This window comes from Sphingorhabdus sp. (assembly GCF_041737645.1).
Taxonomy (GTDB): Bacteria; Pseudomonadota; Alphaproteobacteria; order Sphingomonadales; family Sphingomonadaceae; genus Sphingorhabdus_B.
This window is the reverse complement of record NZ_JBGSRI010000029.1, coordinates 1-16,398: the sequence shown is the minus strand read 5'-3', so window position 1 is coordinate 16,398 and position 16,398 is coordinate 1. Positions and strand designations below refer to the sequence as shown.

16 protein-coding genes are annotated in these 16,398 nt (G+C 56.4%); 10 read left to right on the top strand and 6 right to left on the bottom strand.

Annotated elements, in window-relative coordinates; genetic code table 11:
• The 3 genes from rpsK to rplQ all read left to right on the top strand — a co-directional run.
• Positions 1-168: 30S ribosomal protein S11 (gene rpsK, locus ACEW72_RS03555; protein WP_373475006.1), on the top strand; the 168-nt coding region annotated here is incomplete at its 5' end.
• A 148-nt stretch (positions 169-316) separates the two neighbouring features.
• Entirely contained in the window at positions 317-1,378 is a 1,062-nt protein-coding gene (locus tag ACEW72_RS03550) for a DNA-directed RNA polymerase subunit alpha (protein ID WP_373475005.1), read from the top strand.
• A gap of 336 nt (positions 1,379-1,714) precedes the next feature.
• Positions 1,715-2,131 carry a 50S ribosomal protein L17 gene (rplQ, locus tag ACEW72_RS03545; protein ID WP_373475004.1) on the top strand — a complete coding sequence of 139 codons (417 nt, stop codon included), beginning with the start codon at positions 1,715-1,717 and terminating at the stop codon, positions 2,129-2,131.
• Positions 2,132-2,229: 98 nt separating this feature from the next.
• Here rplQ and clpB read toward each other — a convergent pair whose 3' ends face one another.
• Positions 2,230-4,824 carry an ATP-dependent chaperone ClpB gene (clpB, locus tag ACEW72_RS03540; protein ID WP_373475003.1) on the bottom strand — a complete coding sequence of 865 codons (2,595 nt, stop codon included), beginning with the start codon at positions 4,822-4,824 and terminating at the stop codon, positions 2,230-2,232.
• Between the two features lie 102 nt (positions 4,825-4,926).
• Positions 4,927-6,495 (bottom strand): leucyl aminopeptidase, encoded by a 1,569-nt coding sequence (locus ACEW72_RS03535; RefSeq protein ID WP_373475002.1) that lies wholly within the window; start codon positions 6,493-6,495, stop codon positions 4,927-4,929.
• A gap of 92 nt (positions 6,496-6,587) precedes the next feature.
• Here ACEW72_RS03535 and ACEW72_RS03530 point away from each other — a divergent pair, with 92 nt between their 5' ends.
• The 7 genes from ACEW72_RS03530 to ACEW72_RS03500 all read left to right on the top strand — a co-directional run bounded on the left by ACEW72_RS03530 (position 6,588) and on the right by ACEW72_RS03500 (position 13,667).
• Entirely contained in the window at positions 6,588-7,013 is a 426-nt protein-coding gene (locus ACEW72_RS03530) for a penicillin acylase family protein (RefSeq protein ID WP_373475001.1), read from the top strand.
• Positions 7,014-7,016: 3 nt separating this feature from the next.
• Positions 7,017-8,699 carry a penicillin acylase family protein gene (locus ACEW72_RS03525; RefSeq protein ID WP_373475000.1) on the top strand — a complete coding sequence of 561 codons (1,683 nt, stop codon included), beginning with the start codon at positions 7,017-7,019 and terminating at the stop codon, positions 8,697-8,699.
• A gap of 92 nt (positions 8,700-8,791) precedes the next feature.
• Positions 8,792-11,671 carry a M16 family metallopeptidase gene (locus tag ACEW72_RS03520; protein WP_373474999.1) on the top strand — a complete coding sequence of 960 codons (2,880 nt, stop codon included), beginning with the start codon at positions 8,792-8,794 and terminating at the stop codon, positions 11,669-11,671.
• 11 nt (positions 11,672-11,682) lie between these two features.
• A complete protein-coding gene (locus tag ACEW72_RS03515) occupies positions 11,683-11,982 on the top strand; it encodes a hypothetical protein (protein ID WP_160354608.1) in 300 nt (99 codons plus the stop codon).
• 145 nt (positions 11,983-12,127) lie between these two features.
• Positions 12,128-12,682, top strand: coding sequence for a TspO/MBR family protein (locus ACEW72_RS03510; RefSeq protein ID WP_373474998.1), 555 nt, complete (start codon positions 12,128-12,130; stop codon positions 12,680-12,682).
• A 44-nt stretch (positions 12,683-12,726) separates the two neighbouring features.
• Positions 12,727-13,044, top strand: a complete 318-nt coding sequence (locus ACEW72_RS03505; protein ID WP_373474997.1) for an accessory factor UbiK family protein — start codon at positions 12,727-12,729, stop codon at positions 13,042-13,044.
• A gap of 110 nt (positions 13,045-13,154) precedes the next feature.
• Positions 13,155-13,667 (top strand): YbjN domain-containing protein, encoded by a 513-nt coding sequence (locus ACEW72_RS03500; protein ID WP_373474996.1) that lies wholly within the window; start codon positions 13,155-13,157, stop codon positions 13,665-13,667.
• A gap of 42 nt (positions 13,668-13,709) precedes the next feature.
• On the opposite strand, the gene ACEW72_RS03495 is transcribed toward ACEW72_RS03500, so the two are convergent.
• The 4 genes from ACEW72_RS03495 to ACEW72_RS03480 form a co-directional block, all read right to left on the bottom strand.
• Positions 13,710-14,123 (bottom strand): PaaI family thioesterase, encoded by a 414-nt coding sequence (locus tag ACEW72_RS03495; protein ID WP_373474995.1) that lies wholly within the window; start codon positions 14,121-14,123, stop codon positions 13,710-13,712.
• A complete protein-coding gene (locus ACEW72_RS03490; protein WP_373474994.1) occupies positions 14,123-14,593 on the bottom strand; it encodes a PaaI family thioesterase in 471 nt (156 codons plus the stop codon). The genes ACEW72_RS03495 and ACEW72_RS03490 overlap by 1 nt, the downstream gene beginning before the upstream one ends.
• Complete coding sequence (locus ACEW72_RS03485; RefSeq protein ID WP_373474993.1) at positions 14,593-16,200, bottom strand: amidase; 1,608 nt, start codon at positions 16,198-16,200, stop codon at positions 14,593-14,595. Before ACEW72_RS03485 ends, ACEW72_RS03490 begins: the two co-directional genes overlap by 1 nt.
• Positions 16,197-16,398, bottom strand: a 202-nt coding sequence (locus ACEW72_RS03480; protein WP_373474992.1) for a pyrroline-5-carboxylate reductase family protein, incomplete at its 5' end; no start/stop codon positions are given. The genes ACEW72_RS03485 and ACEW72_RS03480, both read right to left, overlap by 4 nt.

The window sequence follows — 16,398 nt, the reverse complement described above, 5'->3', positions numbered from 1 at the left end:
GCCGAACATGGCGTCCGCACGCTCGAAGTCGAAGTCAAGGGCCCGGGTTCAGGCCGTGAATCGGCTCTGCGTGCCTTGCAAGCCGTCGGGTTCACCATCACGTCGATCCGCGACGTGACCTCGATCCCGCACAACGGTGTTCGTCCTTCGAAACGCCGCCGCGTCTAAAATCTTTATGGAGGCGGTGCGTTAAGGGCCGTCTCCAAACTCCACAGGGACACCCCCGATCTGGGGCGGTCCCTAAACAAGTTTCAATCGGACTGACCGGACGGTGCACCAAAAACCGGTTCAGTCCCAACCTAGCTAGGGGAAATCCATGTCCGTCAATATCAAGAACTGGCAGGAACTGAAGAAGCCCAATGCCCTCGAACTGAAGTCTGGCAGCGATGCGAAGCGTAAAGCAACCTTCGTCGCCGAACCTCTTGAGCGTGGCTTTGGCCTGACACTCGGCAACGCGCTGCGTCGCGTATTGCTCTCGTCGCTGCAGGGCGCAGCGATCACGTCGATCAAGATCGAGAACGTATTGCACGAATTCTCGTCGCTCGCCGGCGTGCGTGAAGATGTCACCGACATCGTTCTCAACATCAAGCAGGTTGCGCTGAAAATGGAAGGTGAAGGCCCCAAGCGGCTTCAGCTTTCGGTAACCGGCCCCGGCCCTGTAACGGCTGGTGACATTGCCGTTTCGGGTGACATTCAGGTCATGAACCCTGATCTGATCATCTGCCATCTTGATGAAGGCGCGACGCTGAACATGGAAATCACCGCCGACAGCGGCAAGGGCTATGTCCCCGCCGTTGCCAACCGTCCGGCGGATGCGCCGATCGGCCTGATCCCTGTGGACAGCCTCTATTCGCCCGTCCGTCAGGTCGCTTACAAAGTCGACAATGCCCGTATCGGTCAGGAACTCGACTACGACAAGTTGAACCTGACCATCGAAACCGACGGCACCATAACCCCTGAAGACGCCGTAGCTTATGCCGCACGCATCCTTCAGGACCAGTTGCAGGTTTTCGTCCACTTCGAAGATTCGATGGCCGCAAGCTCGCCAATGATCGGCATGGCTGCGCCTTCGGCATCGTCGGAAGAATCGGATGCGAACCAACTCAACCGTTACCTTCTGAAAAAGGTCGACGAGCTCGAACTGTCGGTCCGCAGCGCAAACTGCCTGAAGAACGACAACATCATCTACATCGGCGACCTCGTACAGAAGAGCGAAGCCGAAATGCTGCGTACCCCGAACTTCGGCCGTAAGTCCCTGAACGAAATCAAGGAAGTGTTGTCGTCAATGGGTCTACGTCTCGGCATGGACATCCCCGGCTGGCCGCCTGAAAATATCGAAGAAATGGCCAAGAAGCTTGAGCAAGAGCTGCTGGGTTAAGCAAAGGTTTGGGGCATTGCCCCTCTCCGCTGCGACTAGGGCCTGCTGCGCAAGCCCAAGTCTCGCTCCTCTCCCCTAAAGGAGAGAGGAAGTTCAGAATTCCCTCTCTCCTTTAGGGGAGAGGTACGAAGCCTTGGTGCCGACAGGCGCCTAGGCGAAGTGGAGAGGGGGAGGTGCCACACCGGCATATCCTTCTGCCATAAAGGGCAATGGCTTCCCCTCAAGCGGGCCGGGATCGGGCTACCTCATACGGGCCCCCTACGAACGACCGAACCGTTCAGGGAAAGTGGGAACCGGTTTCCCGCCTGGAACGATCGGCACAAAGGAGTACTGAATATGCGTCATAAAGTTGGCCACCGTAAGCTACAACGCCCCACTGCGCACCGTAATGCAATGCTGCGCAACATGGCGGCTTCGCTCATCAAGCATGAGCAGATCAAGACCACATTGCCAAAGGCCCGCGAACTGCGTCCTTATGTCGAAAAGCTGATTACGCTGGCGAAAAAGGGTGGCCTGTCCAACCGTCGTCTGGCGATGAGCCGTTTGATGGACGACGCGCAGCTCGCCAAATTGTTCGATACGCTGGCAACCCGCTACGCCGACCGCGCCGGTGGCTACAGCCGCGTTGTAAAAGCAGGCTTCCGCGGCAGCGACGCTGCACCGATGGGCATTATCGAACTGGTCGACCGCGACATTGACGCCAAGGGCCAGGACAGCGGCCCTGTTGAAATGATGGACGACGACGCCGAATAAGCGCGTTGTAACATGACATTAAAAAGGGCGGCATCCACCAAGGACGCCGCCCTTTTTTGTTTAATCTTCCAGATCTTGAATCTGGTAAAGGCATTTGCCTATCCCGAGGTGGCATTCTCAACGTTCAGAGCCAAAGCCCCATCGCCTTCATCAACGCGGACTGTTGCGCCATCAGGTACTTCCCCGCGCAACAGCTTGTCGGCGAGCGGGTCCTGTAGATAACGCTGAATCGCACGTTTCAGTGGCCGCGCGCCATAGACAGGATCATAGCCAACCCGGCCAAGCCAAGCCTTGGCTTTGTCGGTTAAAGCCAGTTCGATTTTCCGGTCCTTGAGCAGTTTCTGCACCCGCTTGACCTGAATTTCGACAATCGGCGCCATATGTTCGGCGCCGAGGCGGTGGAACAGGATGATCTCGTCCAGACGGTTCAGAAATTCGGGCCGGAAATGGCTGCGAACAATTTCCATGACCTGTGGTTCGACGTCTTTGACATCCTGACCGTCCTCCAGACCTGCCAGATATTGGCTGCCCAGATTGGAAGTCAGAATGATGAGCGTATTCGAAAAATCAACGGTACGTCCCTGTCCATCTGTTAGGCGACCATCGTCGAGAACCTGCAACAAGATGTTGAAGACATCGCTATGCGCTTTTTCGACCTCGTCAAACAACACGACCTGATAGGGCCGACGCCGCACGGCCTCGGTCAACACGCCGCCTTCTTCATAACCGACATAGCCTGGAGGCGCGCCGACCAGACGCGACACGCTGTGCTTTTCCATGAATTCGGACATGTCGATACGAACCATCGCATTGTCGTCATCAAACAGGAAACTTGCCAGCGCCTTGGTCAATTCGGTCTTGCCAACGCCCGTGGGGCCTAAAAACAGGAATGAGCCAAGCGGACGGTTCGGGTCCTGCAAGCCGGCACGGCTGCGGCGCACCGCCTTGGATACGGCCTCGACCGCATCCTTTTGCCCGATGACGCGGCCGCCAATAAGCTCTTCCATATTCAGCAGCTTGTCGCGCTCGCCTTCCAGCATCTTGTCGACAGGGATACCGGTCCAGCGGCTGACGACGCTGGCGATATCTTGCGCCGTTACTTCTTCACGCAGCATCGCATTACCGGCGGCGGCTTCGGCTTCTTCCAACTGCTTTTCAAGGCCGGGGATCGTGCCATATTGCAGCTCGCCGGCCTTGGCGAGGTCGCCCCCACGCTGTGCCTGTTCCAGCTCGATACGCGCGGCTTCCAGTAGCTCCTTGATCTTGGCTTCGGCCGAAATCTTTCCCTTTTCCGCCTGCCAGCGCTGGGTCAGCCCGACTGATTGCTGTTCCAGATTGGCAAGCTCGTTCTCAAGTGTTGCGAGCCGGTCTTTGGACGCGTCATCGCTCTCTTTTTTTAAGGCTTCGCGCTCGATTTGCAATTGCATGATCCGGCGATCGAGATTCTCGATTTCCTCGGGCTTGGATTCAATCTCCATCCGCAATCGCGACGCCGCTTCATCCATCAGGTCGATGGCCTTGTCCGGCAGAAAGCGGTCGGAAATATAGCGATGGGACAAAGTAGCCGCGCTAACCAGCGCACCGTCGGTGATCCGCACACTGTGGTGCAGCTCATATTTCTCCTTGAGGCCGCGCAGGATAGAGATCGTGTCCTCGACCGTTGGTTCGCCCACAAACACCGGCTGGAACCGGCGTTGCAGGGCGGGGTCTTTTTCGACATGCTTCTGATATTCATCAAGCGTCGTCGCGCCGATGCAGTGCAATTCGCCACGCGCTAGGGCCGGCTTGATAAGATTGGCCGCATCCATCGCGCCTTCGCCTTTGCCTGCGCCGACGAGTGTGTGCATCTCGTCAATAAACAGGATGATGTCGCCCTCGGCCTGTTTGACCTCGTCGAGCACACCTTTCAGACGTTCTTCAAACTCGCCGCGATATTTAGCGCCCGCAATTAGCGAGCCCATGTCGAGCGAGAGCAGCTTGCGATGTTTCAGGCTGTCAGGCACGTCGCCATTGGCGATGCGGAGCGCAAGGCCTTCGGCAATGGCGGTCTTGCCGACGCCGGGTTCCCCGATCAATACCGGATTATTTTTGGTACGCCTTGCCAAAATCTGGATGGTACGGCGGATTTCCTCGTCGCGGCCTATGACCGGGTCCAATTTACCAGCGCGCGCAACTTCGGTCAGATCGCGGGCAAATTTCTTGAGCGCGTCATAGCGGTCTTCGGCACCGGCTGTATCTGCAGAGCGCCCACCGCGCAGTTCGTTGATCGCGCTGTTCAAACCTTCGGCGTTTACTCCCGCTGCCGCGAGTGCCTTGCCTGCCGCAGTCGTTGTGGAAAGGGCCAAAGCGAGCAGCAGGCGCTCTACGGTTACATAGCTGTCGCCCGCCTTTTGGGCGACCTTCTCCGCCGAATCGAGCACGCGGACGGTGTCATTGTCGAGCCCCGGTGTTTGCTGGGCACCACCTCCCGACACGGCGGGAACCTTCGCCAGAGCCGCGTCGGTGTCGCGCAGCGCCGTCGCTGCGTCGCCTCCTGCGGCCTTGATAAGGCCGGATGCCATGCCCTGTTCGTCCTCCAGCAGCGCCTTGAGCAAATGCTCCGGACTGATCCGCTGATGGCTCATGCGGATGGCTACAGTTTGTGCACTTTGCAGGAAGCCTTTGGCGCGGTCGGTAAATTTTTCGAGATTCATGTCTTCGTTCCATCTTTCTCAATTGCTTCCCAGTAATCATTTAGGAAGCGCTCTCCAAAGATGTAATGTTGCATTTTTGCCACACAAGATGGCGCCGCAATTTTATTCCGACCGCCAGGTGCGAGCCATCTCGTCCAAAAGGCGAACGCCCCATCCCGAAGCGCCCTTCGGGTTCACAGGTCCGCCTTTATCGGACCAGTTCACACCGGCAATATCGAGATGTGCCCAAGGTGTTTCCTTGTCGACGAAAAAGCCGATGAAGGTGGCACCAAGCCCCGCGCCCGGGCCGCCGCCTTCGGCGACATTCTTGATATCGGCAATTTCGGACTTCATGTCTTCGACATAATTTTTATGCAGCGGCATCCGCCAGAGTTCCTCGCCCGTCGCGCTGCCGGCCTTGCTCAGACTTGCGGCCAGTCTGTCGTCGCGGCTGAACAGACCAGCATATTCATCGCTCAATGCGCCGACGATCGCTCCGGTCAAAGTGGCCATATTGACCAATGCAGCTGGCTTGCGGGTGGCGATGACATATTCATTGGCATCGGCGAGCACGAGGCGACCTTCGGCGTCGGTATTCAGATTTTCAATCGTCTTGCCGCTCATCGTACGGACAACATCGCCGGGACGCGAGGCATTACCGCCGGGCATGTTTTCCGCCAGCGCAGCCACCCCGATGACATTGACGGGCGCTTTCGATTTGGCCAGCGAGAGCACCGCGCCCATGATATTGGCGGCACCGGACATGTCCGCCTTCATCGCCCACATGCCTGCACCGGACTTGAGCGAGATGCCGCCTGAATCAAAGGTAATACCCTTGCCCACCAAAGCCAGCGGTGCTTGCGTTCCTGCGCCATTATATTCGACAAGCATCAACCGCGACGGGCGGCGTGATCCTTGACCCACGCCGACAAGCGAGCCCATGCCCAACTTACGCATTGCTGCCTCATCAAGTACTTCGATCTTTACATTTGCGGTGGTGCCAATCGCGGCGCGGACGCGATCAACGAAACTTTCGGGATAGATGACATTGGCAGGTTCGGTCGCAAGATCGCGGGCGAGCGCGACGCCCTCCGCCAAGGCAGCATAACGCGATTTCCAAAGGGCTTCAGCGGCGGCGGAATCCGCGCTGACGATTGTTACAAGCTGCGATGGTGGGGCTTTTTTGTCGACGGTCTTGTACCGGTCGAACCGGTATTGACCCAGCGCAAAGCCCAGCGAGGCGGCGGCAGCTTCGTCTGGCGTAAGGTTCGCCGCCAGCGCCACAGGCTGGGCTTCGTCTTTTAATTCCTGCGCGGCTTTACCTGCGGCGTCGCGGATATTGGTTGTCCGGTCGCCCTCGTCTCCGGTGCCCGTCAACAGGATGCGCGCATAGCCGCCTATGCCGCGCAGTGAGAGCATGCTTCCCTGTTTGCCCTCATATTTCGCAGCCGCAATGGCGGCATCAATGGCCTGCGTGGTCGCGGCATCCACTAAGCCTGTTGGTATCGACGCATTCCGCATCGGAATAACCAGAACGCCGCCGGCTGGTATCGTTCCGGAAAACCCGATGGGGCGACCTACCGAATTACCAACTGTGGCAGGCGCGATGCCCGACCCCACGGTCACATTTTGGGCAAGCGCGGGCGAAACAATGGCGGTCGCAAGGGCAAGGGCAATGAGAGGACGACGCATGGAGGACTTTCCTTTCTTATAAACTTGGTTATGCCACCTATTATTAGGCGAGCGGGCCGATGATACAAGGTCAGGTCGTACGGGAGAGTGAAATGCGTAAGTTTTTGTGGGCGCTACTGGCGCTGTCGGCTAGTGTTGTAGTGGCAGGACTGGTCTGGGAACCGCTGGTCGCAACGGAATATTCTGCGCCGCCGCCCCGGAAATATGATGTCGAAATCGCCCGCGATTCCTTTGGCGTTCCCCATATTAACGGCAAGACGGACGCCGACACGGCCTATGGTCTGGCCTACGCCCATGCCGAAGATGATTTTTCGACCATCGAAGATGTCGTCGCAATGACCCGCGGGCGCTATGGTGCATTGGCTGGATCTGACGGTGCAAAGGTCGATTATGTCCTGCACTTTCTCGGCGCGCGGGAAACGGCGGAGCGCCGCTATACAGAATTGTCGCCCGAAGTGCGTGCCGTGGCCGAAGGCTATGCCGCCGGCCTGAACCATTATGCAAAGAAGCATCCGTAAGAAGTGCGCCTGTCGAAGCTATTTCCGGTAACCGGTCAGGACATTGTCACAGGTTTCGTCCTGCGCGCGCCTTTTTTCTACGGGCTAGACAGCGTCATTGGCGCGCTGGCTGAAGGCAAGCCGCAACCGCGTGAAAGCGCGGCACGCATGACGCCCATCGGACGTGACCCCGAAATGAACGGCTCCAACGCCTTTGCCATAGCGCCCAAGCGGATGGCCGATGGCAAGACATGGCTGATTTCCAATTCGCATCAGCCATATGAAGGTCAAGTGGCGTGGTATGAGGCTGTGACCCATTCGGGTGAAGGGCTGGACATGGCGGGCGCGCTGTTTCCAGGGTCGCCCTTTGTGCTGTTGGGGCATAACCGCAATCTGGGGTGGACGAACACCGTCAACCGGCCGGATTTGGTGGATGTGTACAAGCTCGTGCTGAATGAAGCAGGGGACAAATACCGTTTCGACGGCAAATGGATAACGTTGCAGACAAAGCGCATATGGTTGCCGGTGAAGTTCGGGCCGTTCACTCTGCCCGTGCCGCAAACCGTTTACCGATCGATCCACGGGCCAGTCATAAAAAATGAAAAGGGTGCCTTCGCCGTTCGTTATGCCGGTATCGACAGCGTGAAGGCGGTTGAACAATATTACAGAAACACCAAGGCAAAGGATTGGGCCGAATGGTCAAAGTCGATGGCTATAGGCGGCATTCCTGCGACCAATTTCGTCTATGCGGACAAGACGGGCCGCGTTGCGTATATTTACAATGCGTTGTTCCCCGACCGCAAACCGGGTTTTGATTATACAGGCGAACTGCCCGGCGATACCTCGGCCGCGCTTTGGAATGGTCCGGTAGGATTTGACCGCTATCCGAAGATTGTCGATCCGGCATCCGGGTTTGTCCAAAATGCCAACAACAACCCATTTTTGGCTGCAGGTCCGGGGTCGGAAATGAAGCCATCGGACTATTCACCCTATCTCGGCATCGAACGGGGCATGACCAATCGCGGATTGCGGGCAACAGAATTGCTCGCTGCCGACAAGTCCATCACACCCGAAGAGCTTTTGGCCATCAAGATGGATACCGTTTACAGCAAGCAAAGCTGGGTCGGAGCATGGATGGCTTCGTTTGCGGCGCTGGATTTGAAAGATGATCCGGACTTGGAAAAAGCACAGAAATTATTGGCGACATGGGACTGGTCGAGTGATGGAAGCGGTGCTGCTGATGCTTTTGCCGAACGCATCATCCGTTTGGGTGCGCGGTCAAACTGGCGCGGTGATCCAATGCCAGATGCGCGCAAAACGCTTAAAGAGGCGGCAGATGAGTTTAAGCTTCGGTTCGGACGGATTGATCCGCCGCTTGCCGATATCCAAAGGTTAAGACGTGGTGCAGTCGATATGGCGATGCTGGGCGGCACTGACGCGTTGCGCGCGACGACCATGTGGGATCCGGATCAGGCGGATAAAAAAGCGCGGGTTCGTCATGGCGATAGCTTCATCATGTTGGTGCGTTGGGACAAGGATGGTGCACTCAAGTCGGAATCGATCCAGCCCTATGGCGCCGCAACAACGCGCCCCGAATCGACGCATTATACCGACCAGATGAAGCTGTTTGTTGCCGGCAAATATAAGCCTGTACATTTCGAATGGGCAGACGCCGTCAAGAATGCGAAACGCCGTTATCGTCCGTAAATGCCGTTTGTCGAAATTGTGCGGCGGCCGCATTGTGTTTGGCCCCGCCTTCGTTATCTTTCCGGTTATTATTCAAGCTTTGGGAGCATCACATGGTTCGTCAATTTACTTTAGCACTCATGCTGTCCGGCAGTGCGCTCATTTCTGCCGCGCCCGCTTTGGCACAGGATGCCGCGCCGGTTTCCAAATTGGTTGAGGCGGTTAACATTCCGCACGAAAAATTTACGTTACCCAATGGCCTGACGGTCCTGGTTCATGAAGACCGCAAGGCACCTATAGTCGCGGTGTCGATATGGTATGGCGTGGGGTCGAAGAATGAACCCAAGGGCAAGACGGGCTACGCCCATTTGTTCGAACACATCATGTTCAACGGCAGCGAAAATGCGCCGGGCGATTATTTTGAATATACAAAAAAGATCGGCGCGACCGACCTGAACGGCACGACCTGGCTCGATCGCACCAATTATTTCCAGACTGTTCCCACAACCGCGCTTGAATCCGCTTTGTTTTTGGAAAGCGACCGTATGGGCTATCTGCTCAACGCGGTAACCAAGGAAAAGCTTGATAACCAGATCGGCGTGGTTTCCAATGAAAAGCGTCAGGGCGATAATCAACCTTTCGGGTTGGTCGACTACAAGCGGTCAGAAACGCTTTTCCCCGTCGGCCACCCTTATCATCATGATACGATCGGCAGCCTCGAAGATCTGGCTGCGGCATCGCTGGATGATATGAAAACTTGGTTCACCGACCATTATGGTCCGAATAATGCGGTTCTGGTTCTGGCAGGCGACATCAATGCCGCGCAGGCCAAGCCGCTTGTTGAAAAATGGTTCGGTCCGATCAAGCGCGGCAAGGATGTTGCCCCAGTGAACGCACCCGTGCCCACGTTGGAAAAGCCAATCAAGATTGTGATGAAGGACAAGATTCCGTCCACACGCATTTATCGTAACTGGATAGTTCCCGGCCTGGCCGATCCTGACGCGAACGCCCTATATGTGGCCATGAGCGCGCTTGGCGGACTTTCCAGCTCGCGGCTGGATAATATTTTGGTCAGACAAGAACAAAGTGCCGTTTCGGCCTCCGCCTATCTTTTGCCATTTGTGCATGGCAGCGCCGTGAATATCCAGGTCGATATAAAGCCCGGCGGTGATGCGGATGCTGTCGCCAAAAGGCTGGATGAGATCCTTGCCGATTTCATTGCCAACGGCCCCACGGCAGAAGAAGTACAGCGCGTCGCGACCAGCACGATTGCCCAGCAGATTGATGGCCTGGAACAGGTCGGCGGGTTCGGCGGAAAAGCTGTCGCACTGGCCGAAGGGCAGCTTTATGTCGGCGATTCCAACTTCTACAAGAAAGAACTTGAGCGTTTGGCCGCGACCAAGCCGGAAACCGTCAAGGCCGCGATGCAAAAATGGCTAACCCGGCCCGCGCTGGAAATCCGTGTCGAACCGGGCGAGCGTGAAGCCTATCAGGAAGTGGCGGCGGGAACCGGATCGCGCACAGGCACCTTGTCAGCCCCTGCATTTTACAGCCCTCCGGGAAGCGAAGATATGGCGGGTACCGTTGGAACAAGTTTTCAGGACCGCAGCAAATTCCCTGAACCAAGCGGTACACCGGCGCTGGATTTCCCGACCGTAGAAGAAACCACGCTGACCAACGGGATAAAGGTGTTTTTCGCCCGCCGTGCCGCCGTGCCAACGGTTCGCGTCGCGGTCAGTTTCGACGCCGGTTATTCGGCGGACCCTGCCGACAAGCGCGGTATTGCATCGATGATGTCGACTATGTTGATGGAAGGCACCAAGTCGCTGACCTCGACACAGATTGCGGAAACCGAAGAAAAGCTGGGCGCGGATGTGAATGTCAATTCCTCGCTCGACCGGACCGTGGCAAGCCTGCGGGCTGTGAAGCCCAATCTGGCGCTGTCGCTTGACCTGTTGGCTGATGTCATCAAAAATCCGGCCTTCGCCGACAAGGAACTGGAGCGCGTTCGCGTGCAGCAACAAACGCGCATCAAGTCGGAAAATAACCAGCCGCAGGGCATCGCCGTCCGCACATTGCCGCCGCTGATCTATGGCAGAGGCCATCCTTATGGCGGCCCCCAAACCGGCAGCGGCTATGCCGAAACCGTCGCCACGATCAGCAAGGCCGATGTATCTGCCTTTCACCAGGGTTGGGTTCACCCGTCCAAGGCAGAAATTTTTGTGGTAGGCGACACCAGTTTGAAAGAGATCAAGCCGCTGCTTGAACAACGGTTCGGCAATTGGAAGCCTGCAACGGCGGCCGCACCCGCAAAAAATTTCGCCGTCGCAATACCTGCGGCGCAATCCAAAATCCTGTTAATTGATCGCCCCAATTCACCGCAATCTTTGGTCATGGCGGGCAATGTACTGGATGCCAAGGGGGCGGACGACCTATTGACATTACGCGCCGCAAACGAGATTTTTGGCGGTGATTTCCTGTCGCGGATCAATATGGACCTGCGCGAAACAAAGGGCTGGTCTTATGGTGTCCGGTCGCAGGTGAATGGTGCAGAGGACCGCGTACCATTTTATATGTTTGCGCCGGTGCAGACCAACCAGACAGGTCCGTCGATCAAGGTTTTGATGGACCAGCTTAATGACTTCAACGGCACCAAACCGGTGACGGCTGATGAGCTGGACAAGACCATCAAGGGCAATGTTCTCGAACTGCCCGGCAGCTATGAACAATCGGCGGCTGTTTTGGGCCAGATGCAGGCAGATCGTTTGAACAAGCGTTCCTTCGATTATGCCGAGACCATCGCAGCCAAATATACCGCGTTGACGGCAAAGGCGTTGAACGATGAAATGCGTGCAAAAATCGATCCTGCCAAAATTACATGGCTGGTCGTCGGGGATGCAGCAAAAGTAAAACCGCAGTTGGAAGCGCTCGGTTTGCCGATTGAAATGGTCGGCGAAGCTGCTAACACCAGTGCAAGCAACAACGCTAAATAAGGAGCAGGATTATGGCATCAGTTGATGGCGATTGGGATGTAACGATCAAAAGCCCGATGGGCGACCAAAAGGCGGTACTGACCGTCAATAGCGATGGCGCAAGCTTCTCTGGCAAGATGGCTGGCGGACTTGGCGCGATGGATATCCCCAGCGGTTCGGTTGATGGAAACACGATAAGCTGGTCGATGGACATGACCGTTCCGATGCCAATGAAACTTGATTGCACGGCAACCGTCGATGGCGACGCGATTTCCGGAGAAGTAAAGGCGGGCGCTTTTGGCTCGATGGGGCTTTCAGGCTCACGCAAATAAATTCGGCTTTGTAAAAGCTGAATCATAAGTGACGCACAGGGCCGTCTGTCCTTCGGGGTAGGCGGCCTTGTTCTATTTTTCCGGGATGCTAAGGAATGTGGGGAACGGCGTTCGCCCGAATCGCCGGAAAGGTCTGGAGACTCCCTTGAACCAGCTTGCATCTGCTTCGCAGCTACGCATGTCGCTTTTACGGTGGGCACTTTTTGTGATTCCCGTAATTATGTTCCTTGGTTTCCTGTCTGGTACAATTTCCGGCTCTGCTGCTGAAAATATGTGGTATCAGACCCTTGTAAAGCCTGATATTCAGCCACCCGGTTGGGCGTTTGGCGTTGTCTGGCCAATTTTATATTTTCTGATGGGCCTTGCTTTTGCAATGGTGTTGCATGCTCGTGGTGCCCAGAATAGGGCATTGGCGATTGGGTTGTTTTTGGTCCAGTTTCTCATCAACCTGTCATGGTCACCGATTTTCTTCGGGCAACATAAGGTTTCAACAGCCTTTTATATTATCGTCTCTATGGTGTTGGCGGCCATCGCCACCACAATTGCTTTTGGTCAGGTCCGCAAGGCTGCGGCCTGGTTGATGGTGCCTTATCTGGTATGGATAAGCTTTGCTGCAATCCTCAATTTTAAGATTGACCAGCTCAATCCGGACGCCGAAAGTCTTTACGTACCGGCCGCGACTTCCCAAATAGCGTCGTGACCTGTGATCCAACCCCCTGGATCGGTTGATGCGGAGTGAATGAAATGCAAAGCGAAAAGCGTATTTTTGACGATCTTGCCAAAGTATTGAACGGTGTGGCCGGCACAGTAGCCGGAATGGGCCGCGAAGCCGAAGCCAGTATGCGCGAACGCGCCCGTGAATGGGCCGGTGGCCTAGACCTTGTGTCCCGCGAGGAATTTGATGCGGTCAAGGCGCTTGCCGCCAATGCTCGTGCAGAGGCTGACGCACTGGCCAAACGCGTTGCTGCACTGGAAGCGGCGGCTGGGCTGAAAGCGGCTCCAGCGGCCAAGGCTCCGCCAAAAGCGAAGCCTGCTCCAAAGAAGCCTGCAGCCAAAAAGTAAAAACTTTTCCACAGTCCGCCCACAGACTTGTTCGGACACCCGACGCATTACCCTTGCGCGGGAGTCCGCAGCAAGGCAGAATCGCGCAAGAATAATGGGCGCTTTACCGCATGCATGATGCAGACGAACAGTATGAACATTTCGAACGCGACGAGTCAGCACCCGTCGACATGCTCGCGGCCTTGTTCGAGGCCCGCGGCTGGGCCTATGAACTGGACGGCGAAGACGAAATAACCGCCGAATATAAAGGCAGCTGGACCAGTTACCAGATCCGCGCAATCTGGCGCGAGGAGGATAATGCGCTCCAGCTGATCCTGTTACCGGACGTTACCGTACCCAGCGACAAACATGATAACATTTACAAGGCGCTCGGCCTGATTAACGAACAATTGTGGCTCGGCCATTTCGATATGTGGTCGGCCAATGGCATATTACTGTTCCGGCATGGCAGCCTGATGCCCTCGAATGGCCTGCTTGGCGTGGATCATGCCCAAACCATCATCGATGTCGCTATCGACGAATGTGAACGCTTTTATCCGGTATTCCAGTTCATTATCTGGGGTGACAAAACACCCGAAGAAGCGATTGCCAGCGCCTTGATCGAAACCCACGGCGAAGCGTAACCCAAACGCTTCAACCCTCCTCAAAAACTGGCCCTGCTAACTTCACTCGACTTTCGGGCGCCGGATCAGATAATGCATGGTGCCCATGGCAATAGGCTTTGACCTGTCATCCTGCCATGCGCGGGCTTCGACATTTGCCATTGTCCGGCCCAGCCTTATGACTTCGCCGACCGCATGGGTCATTTGTCCTAATCCGCCACGCATAAAGTCGATGGTGACATTGACCTGTTTAATCGCGCTGTCATTGCCATTGGCGCGCAGTGCTTGATGGATTGCTGCCACTGCTGCCATTTCCAGCAAGCCCGAAATTGCACCGCCGTGCAGGAAACCCGGGCGACCCTGAACCTTATCGGCAAAGGGCATGGCGATAACCGGTGCGCCATCGATTGCATCGACGATTTCCATATCGAGCGCCAATGCATAAGGCGGTAAGGCATGCGTGTAAGCGGTCGCCATCACACCCTGTCCCCGACGCGTATGAATGTTCCGCTGGCATGTGCAAGCGGTTCTTCGGGATTGCCGTTATGGGCAAAGCCCTTCACAAAGCCGATGCTGTGGGTCAGGTGGTAACAGATGCCGCGGCCATAAACCCGCGCACCGGCTGGAGAGGGGCGTAAATAATCCAGGCGCAAATCCATCGTCACTTGCGGTCGGAACTCGCCCAGCTTTGTCCAAATCGACATGCTGGTTGCATTGTCCATAAGACTGATGACGACAGCTGATGCCAATATACCGGTATCGGGATCGGCAACCAAATCCTCGCGCCAATCTATCGCCAGCTCAACCCAATCGTCGCCATGGCCGACATATTCCATATCAAGAAAACCGCCATGTCCGAATTTGCCCATAAGCTTGTGGACCAAGGCTGGATCAAATGCGGCATTTTTAGGAATTAAACTGCCTAAATCGGGTTTATTGGGCGTCATTATTTTTTATCCACACTGGCAACAAAATTCGGGGCCGACCGCATTTTTGAGAGTTGTTCATAAGCATGGCCTGCCTTGAGTACGCTATGGTCATGCCATTTTGCGCCGATAAAACTCAGGCCTACAGGCAGGCCACCCGATAGACCCATAGGTACCGTGAGATGCGGGAATCCAGCGACTGCCGGTAATTGGCTTGCGCTTGGCCCTGCAAAGGCATCGCCTTTGCCCAAGGTGGACAACCAGGCTGGCCCATTGGTTTGCGCGACTATGACGTCCAGTCTGTGCCGGCTCAAAAATCCATTGAGTGTCCCTGCGGCAAGCCGCCGCGACGTTGCCAGCGCGTCAAGATAGGCAGGGTCATTCAATCCGGCTTCTTTTTCGGCCAGAATGAAGGTTTCCTGCCCGAAATGCTGAAGCTCTTTTTCGGCATTGGCTGTGTTGAAAGCTATAATGTCGGCGAGTGATCGATGCGCCACGCCGTTGTCGGGCAGCCCTTGTAGATAAGCCGCCAAATCAGCTTTCAATTCTGCAAGCAGGACCTTGAATTCGACCTGTCCGATTTTTTGCCCATCGATGTTTCCCGAATCGAGAAGGATTATTTCAGCACCGCCACTTTTTAAGTGCATTATGGCCGCATCGAATAAGGCCGCATCGACGTCGGATGCGCGGATTACGCCAATCCGCATACCCCGCAGCGCGTCCGGAGACAGATCGGTGGCATAATCGCCGCGCCATTGGTCCGCTTCGGCTGTCGCCGGATCTTGCGGATCGCTCCCTGCCATCGCGGTTAACATAATCGCGGCGTCGCGCACCGTGCGGGTCATCGGGCCGGCCGTATCCTGACTATGGCTGATCGGGACGACAAAACGGCGCGAAACAAGGCCGACGGTCGGTTTGAACCCGACCACGCCATTGACACCCGCTGGGCAGGTGATGGAGCCGTCGGTTTCAGTGCCAATCGTGGCCGCTGCCAGTCCCGCCGCCATAGCGGCACCACTTCCGCTGGATGATCCACAGCTATTGCGATCCAGCGCGTAAGGGTTTTTGGTCAATCCACCCACCGCGCTCCACCCGCTGGTCGAATTGTCGGAGCGGATGTTGGCCCATTCGCTCAAATTGGTTTTACCCAGGATTACTGCGCCAGCTTCGCGCAGCCGGGCGATCAACGGCGCGTCACGGTTGGTTACATTACCCGCCAGCGCCAGCGAACCCGCCGTGGTCGGAACGGGTCCGGCCACTTCGATATTATCCTTCACCAGCACGGGCATCCCGTGCATCGGCCCACGATATTTACCCGCCTTTAGCTCTGCATCCATCGCTTTGGCCTGATCGAGGGCGTCGGGAAAAGTTGCTATGACGGCGTTTAGCGTTGGGCCGCTATCATCTATCGCCGCAATCCGCGCGAGATAGGCGGCGGTGATCGCTTCGCTGTTGAGCGCGCCATCGTCAATGCCATCGGCCAATTGGAACAGATCGAAACTCTCTATGGGTCCAGCCTTGGCAAGGTTGGCCTTGGCAATTTCGGTTGTGGGTGGTGGTGCCACCGAAGCGTTTAGTGGCGATGACAGCAGGATAAAGCTTGCCCATAATGCGCCTTTGAAAGTCATGCCATTTCCCCTTTTGCCAATTGCGCGCCTCGTTCGCGAGCCGCCTTCAATGTTGCTTCGACCAGTTTTTGCAAGCTGTGCCCTGCATCCAGCACCGCAAGACCGGCCGCAGTGGTGCCGCCCGGACTGGTCACGCGCGTGGCCAAAGCAGCAGGGCTTTCGTCCGATACCGCCGCCAGCCGCGCCGCACCCGCAACT

Coding starts and splice junctions, on each gene's coding strand:
- ACEW72_RS03550 (WP_373475005.1), top strand. CDS start 317: ATGTCCGTCAATATCAAGAACTGGCAGGAACTGAAGAAGCCCAATGCC.
- rplQ (WP_373475004.1), top strand. CDS start 1,715: ATGCGTCATAAAGTTGGCCACCGTAAGCTACAACGCCCCACTGCGCAC.
- clpB (WP_373475003.1), bottom strand. CDS start 4,824: ATGAATCTCGAAAAATTTACCGACCGCGCCAAAGGCTTCCTGCAAAGT.
- ACEW72_RS03535 (WP_373475002.1), bottom strand. CDS start 6,495: ATGCGTCGTCCTCTCATTGCCCTTGCCCTTGCGACCGCCATTGTTTCG.
- ACEW72_RS03530 (WP_373475001.1), top strand. CDS start 6,588: ATGCGTAAGTTTTTGTGGGCGCTACTGGCGCTGTCGGCTAGTGTTGTA.
- ACEW72_RS03520 (WP_373474999.1), top strand. CDS start 8,792: ATGGTTCGTCAATTTACTTTAGCACTCATGCTGTCCGGCAGTGCGCTC.
- ACEW72_RS03515 (WP_160354608.1), top strand. CDS start 11,683: ATGGCATCAGTTGATGGCGATTGGGATGTAACGATCAAAAGCCCGATG.
- ACEW72_RS03505 (WP_373474997.1), top strand. CDS start 12,727: ATGCAAAGCGAAAAGCGTATTTTTGACGATCTTGCCAAAGTATTGAAC.
- ACEW72_RS03500 (WP_373474996.1), top strand. CDS start 13,155: ATGCATGATGCAGACGAACAGTATGAACATTTCGAACGCGACGAGTCA.
- ACEW72_RS03495 (WP_373474995.1), bottom strand. CDS start 14,123: ATGGCGACCGCTTACACGCATGCCTTACCGCCTTATGCATTGGCGCTC.
- ACEW72_RS03490 (WP_373474994.1), bottom strand. CDS start 14,593: ATGACGCCCAATAAACCCGATTTAGGCAGTTTAATTCCTAAAAATGCC.
- ACEW72_RS03485 (WP_373474993.1), bottom strand. CDS start 16,200: ATGACTTTCAAAGGCGCATTATGGGCAAGCTTTATCCTGCTGTCATCG.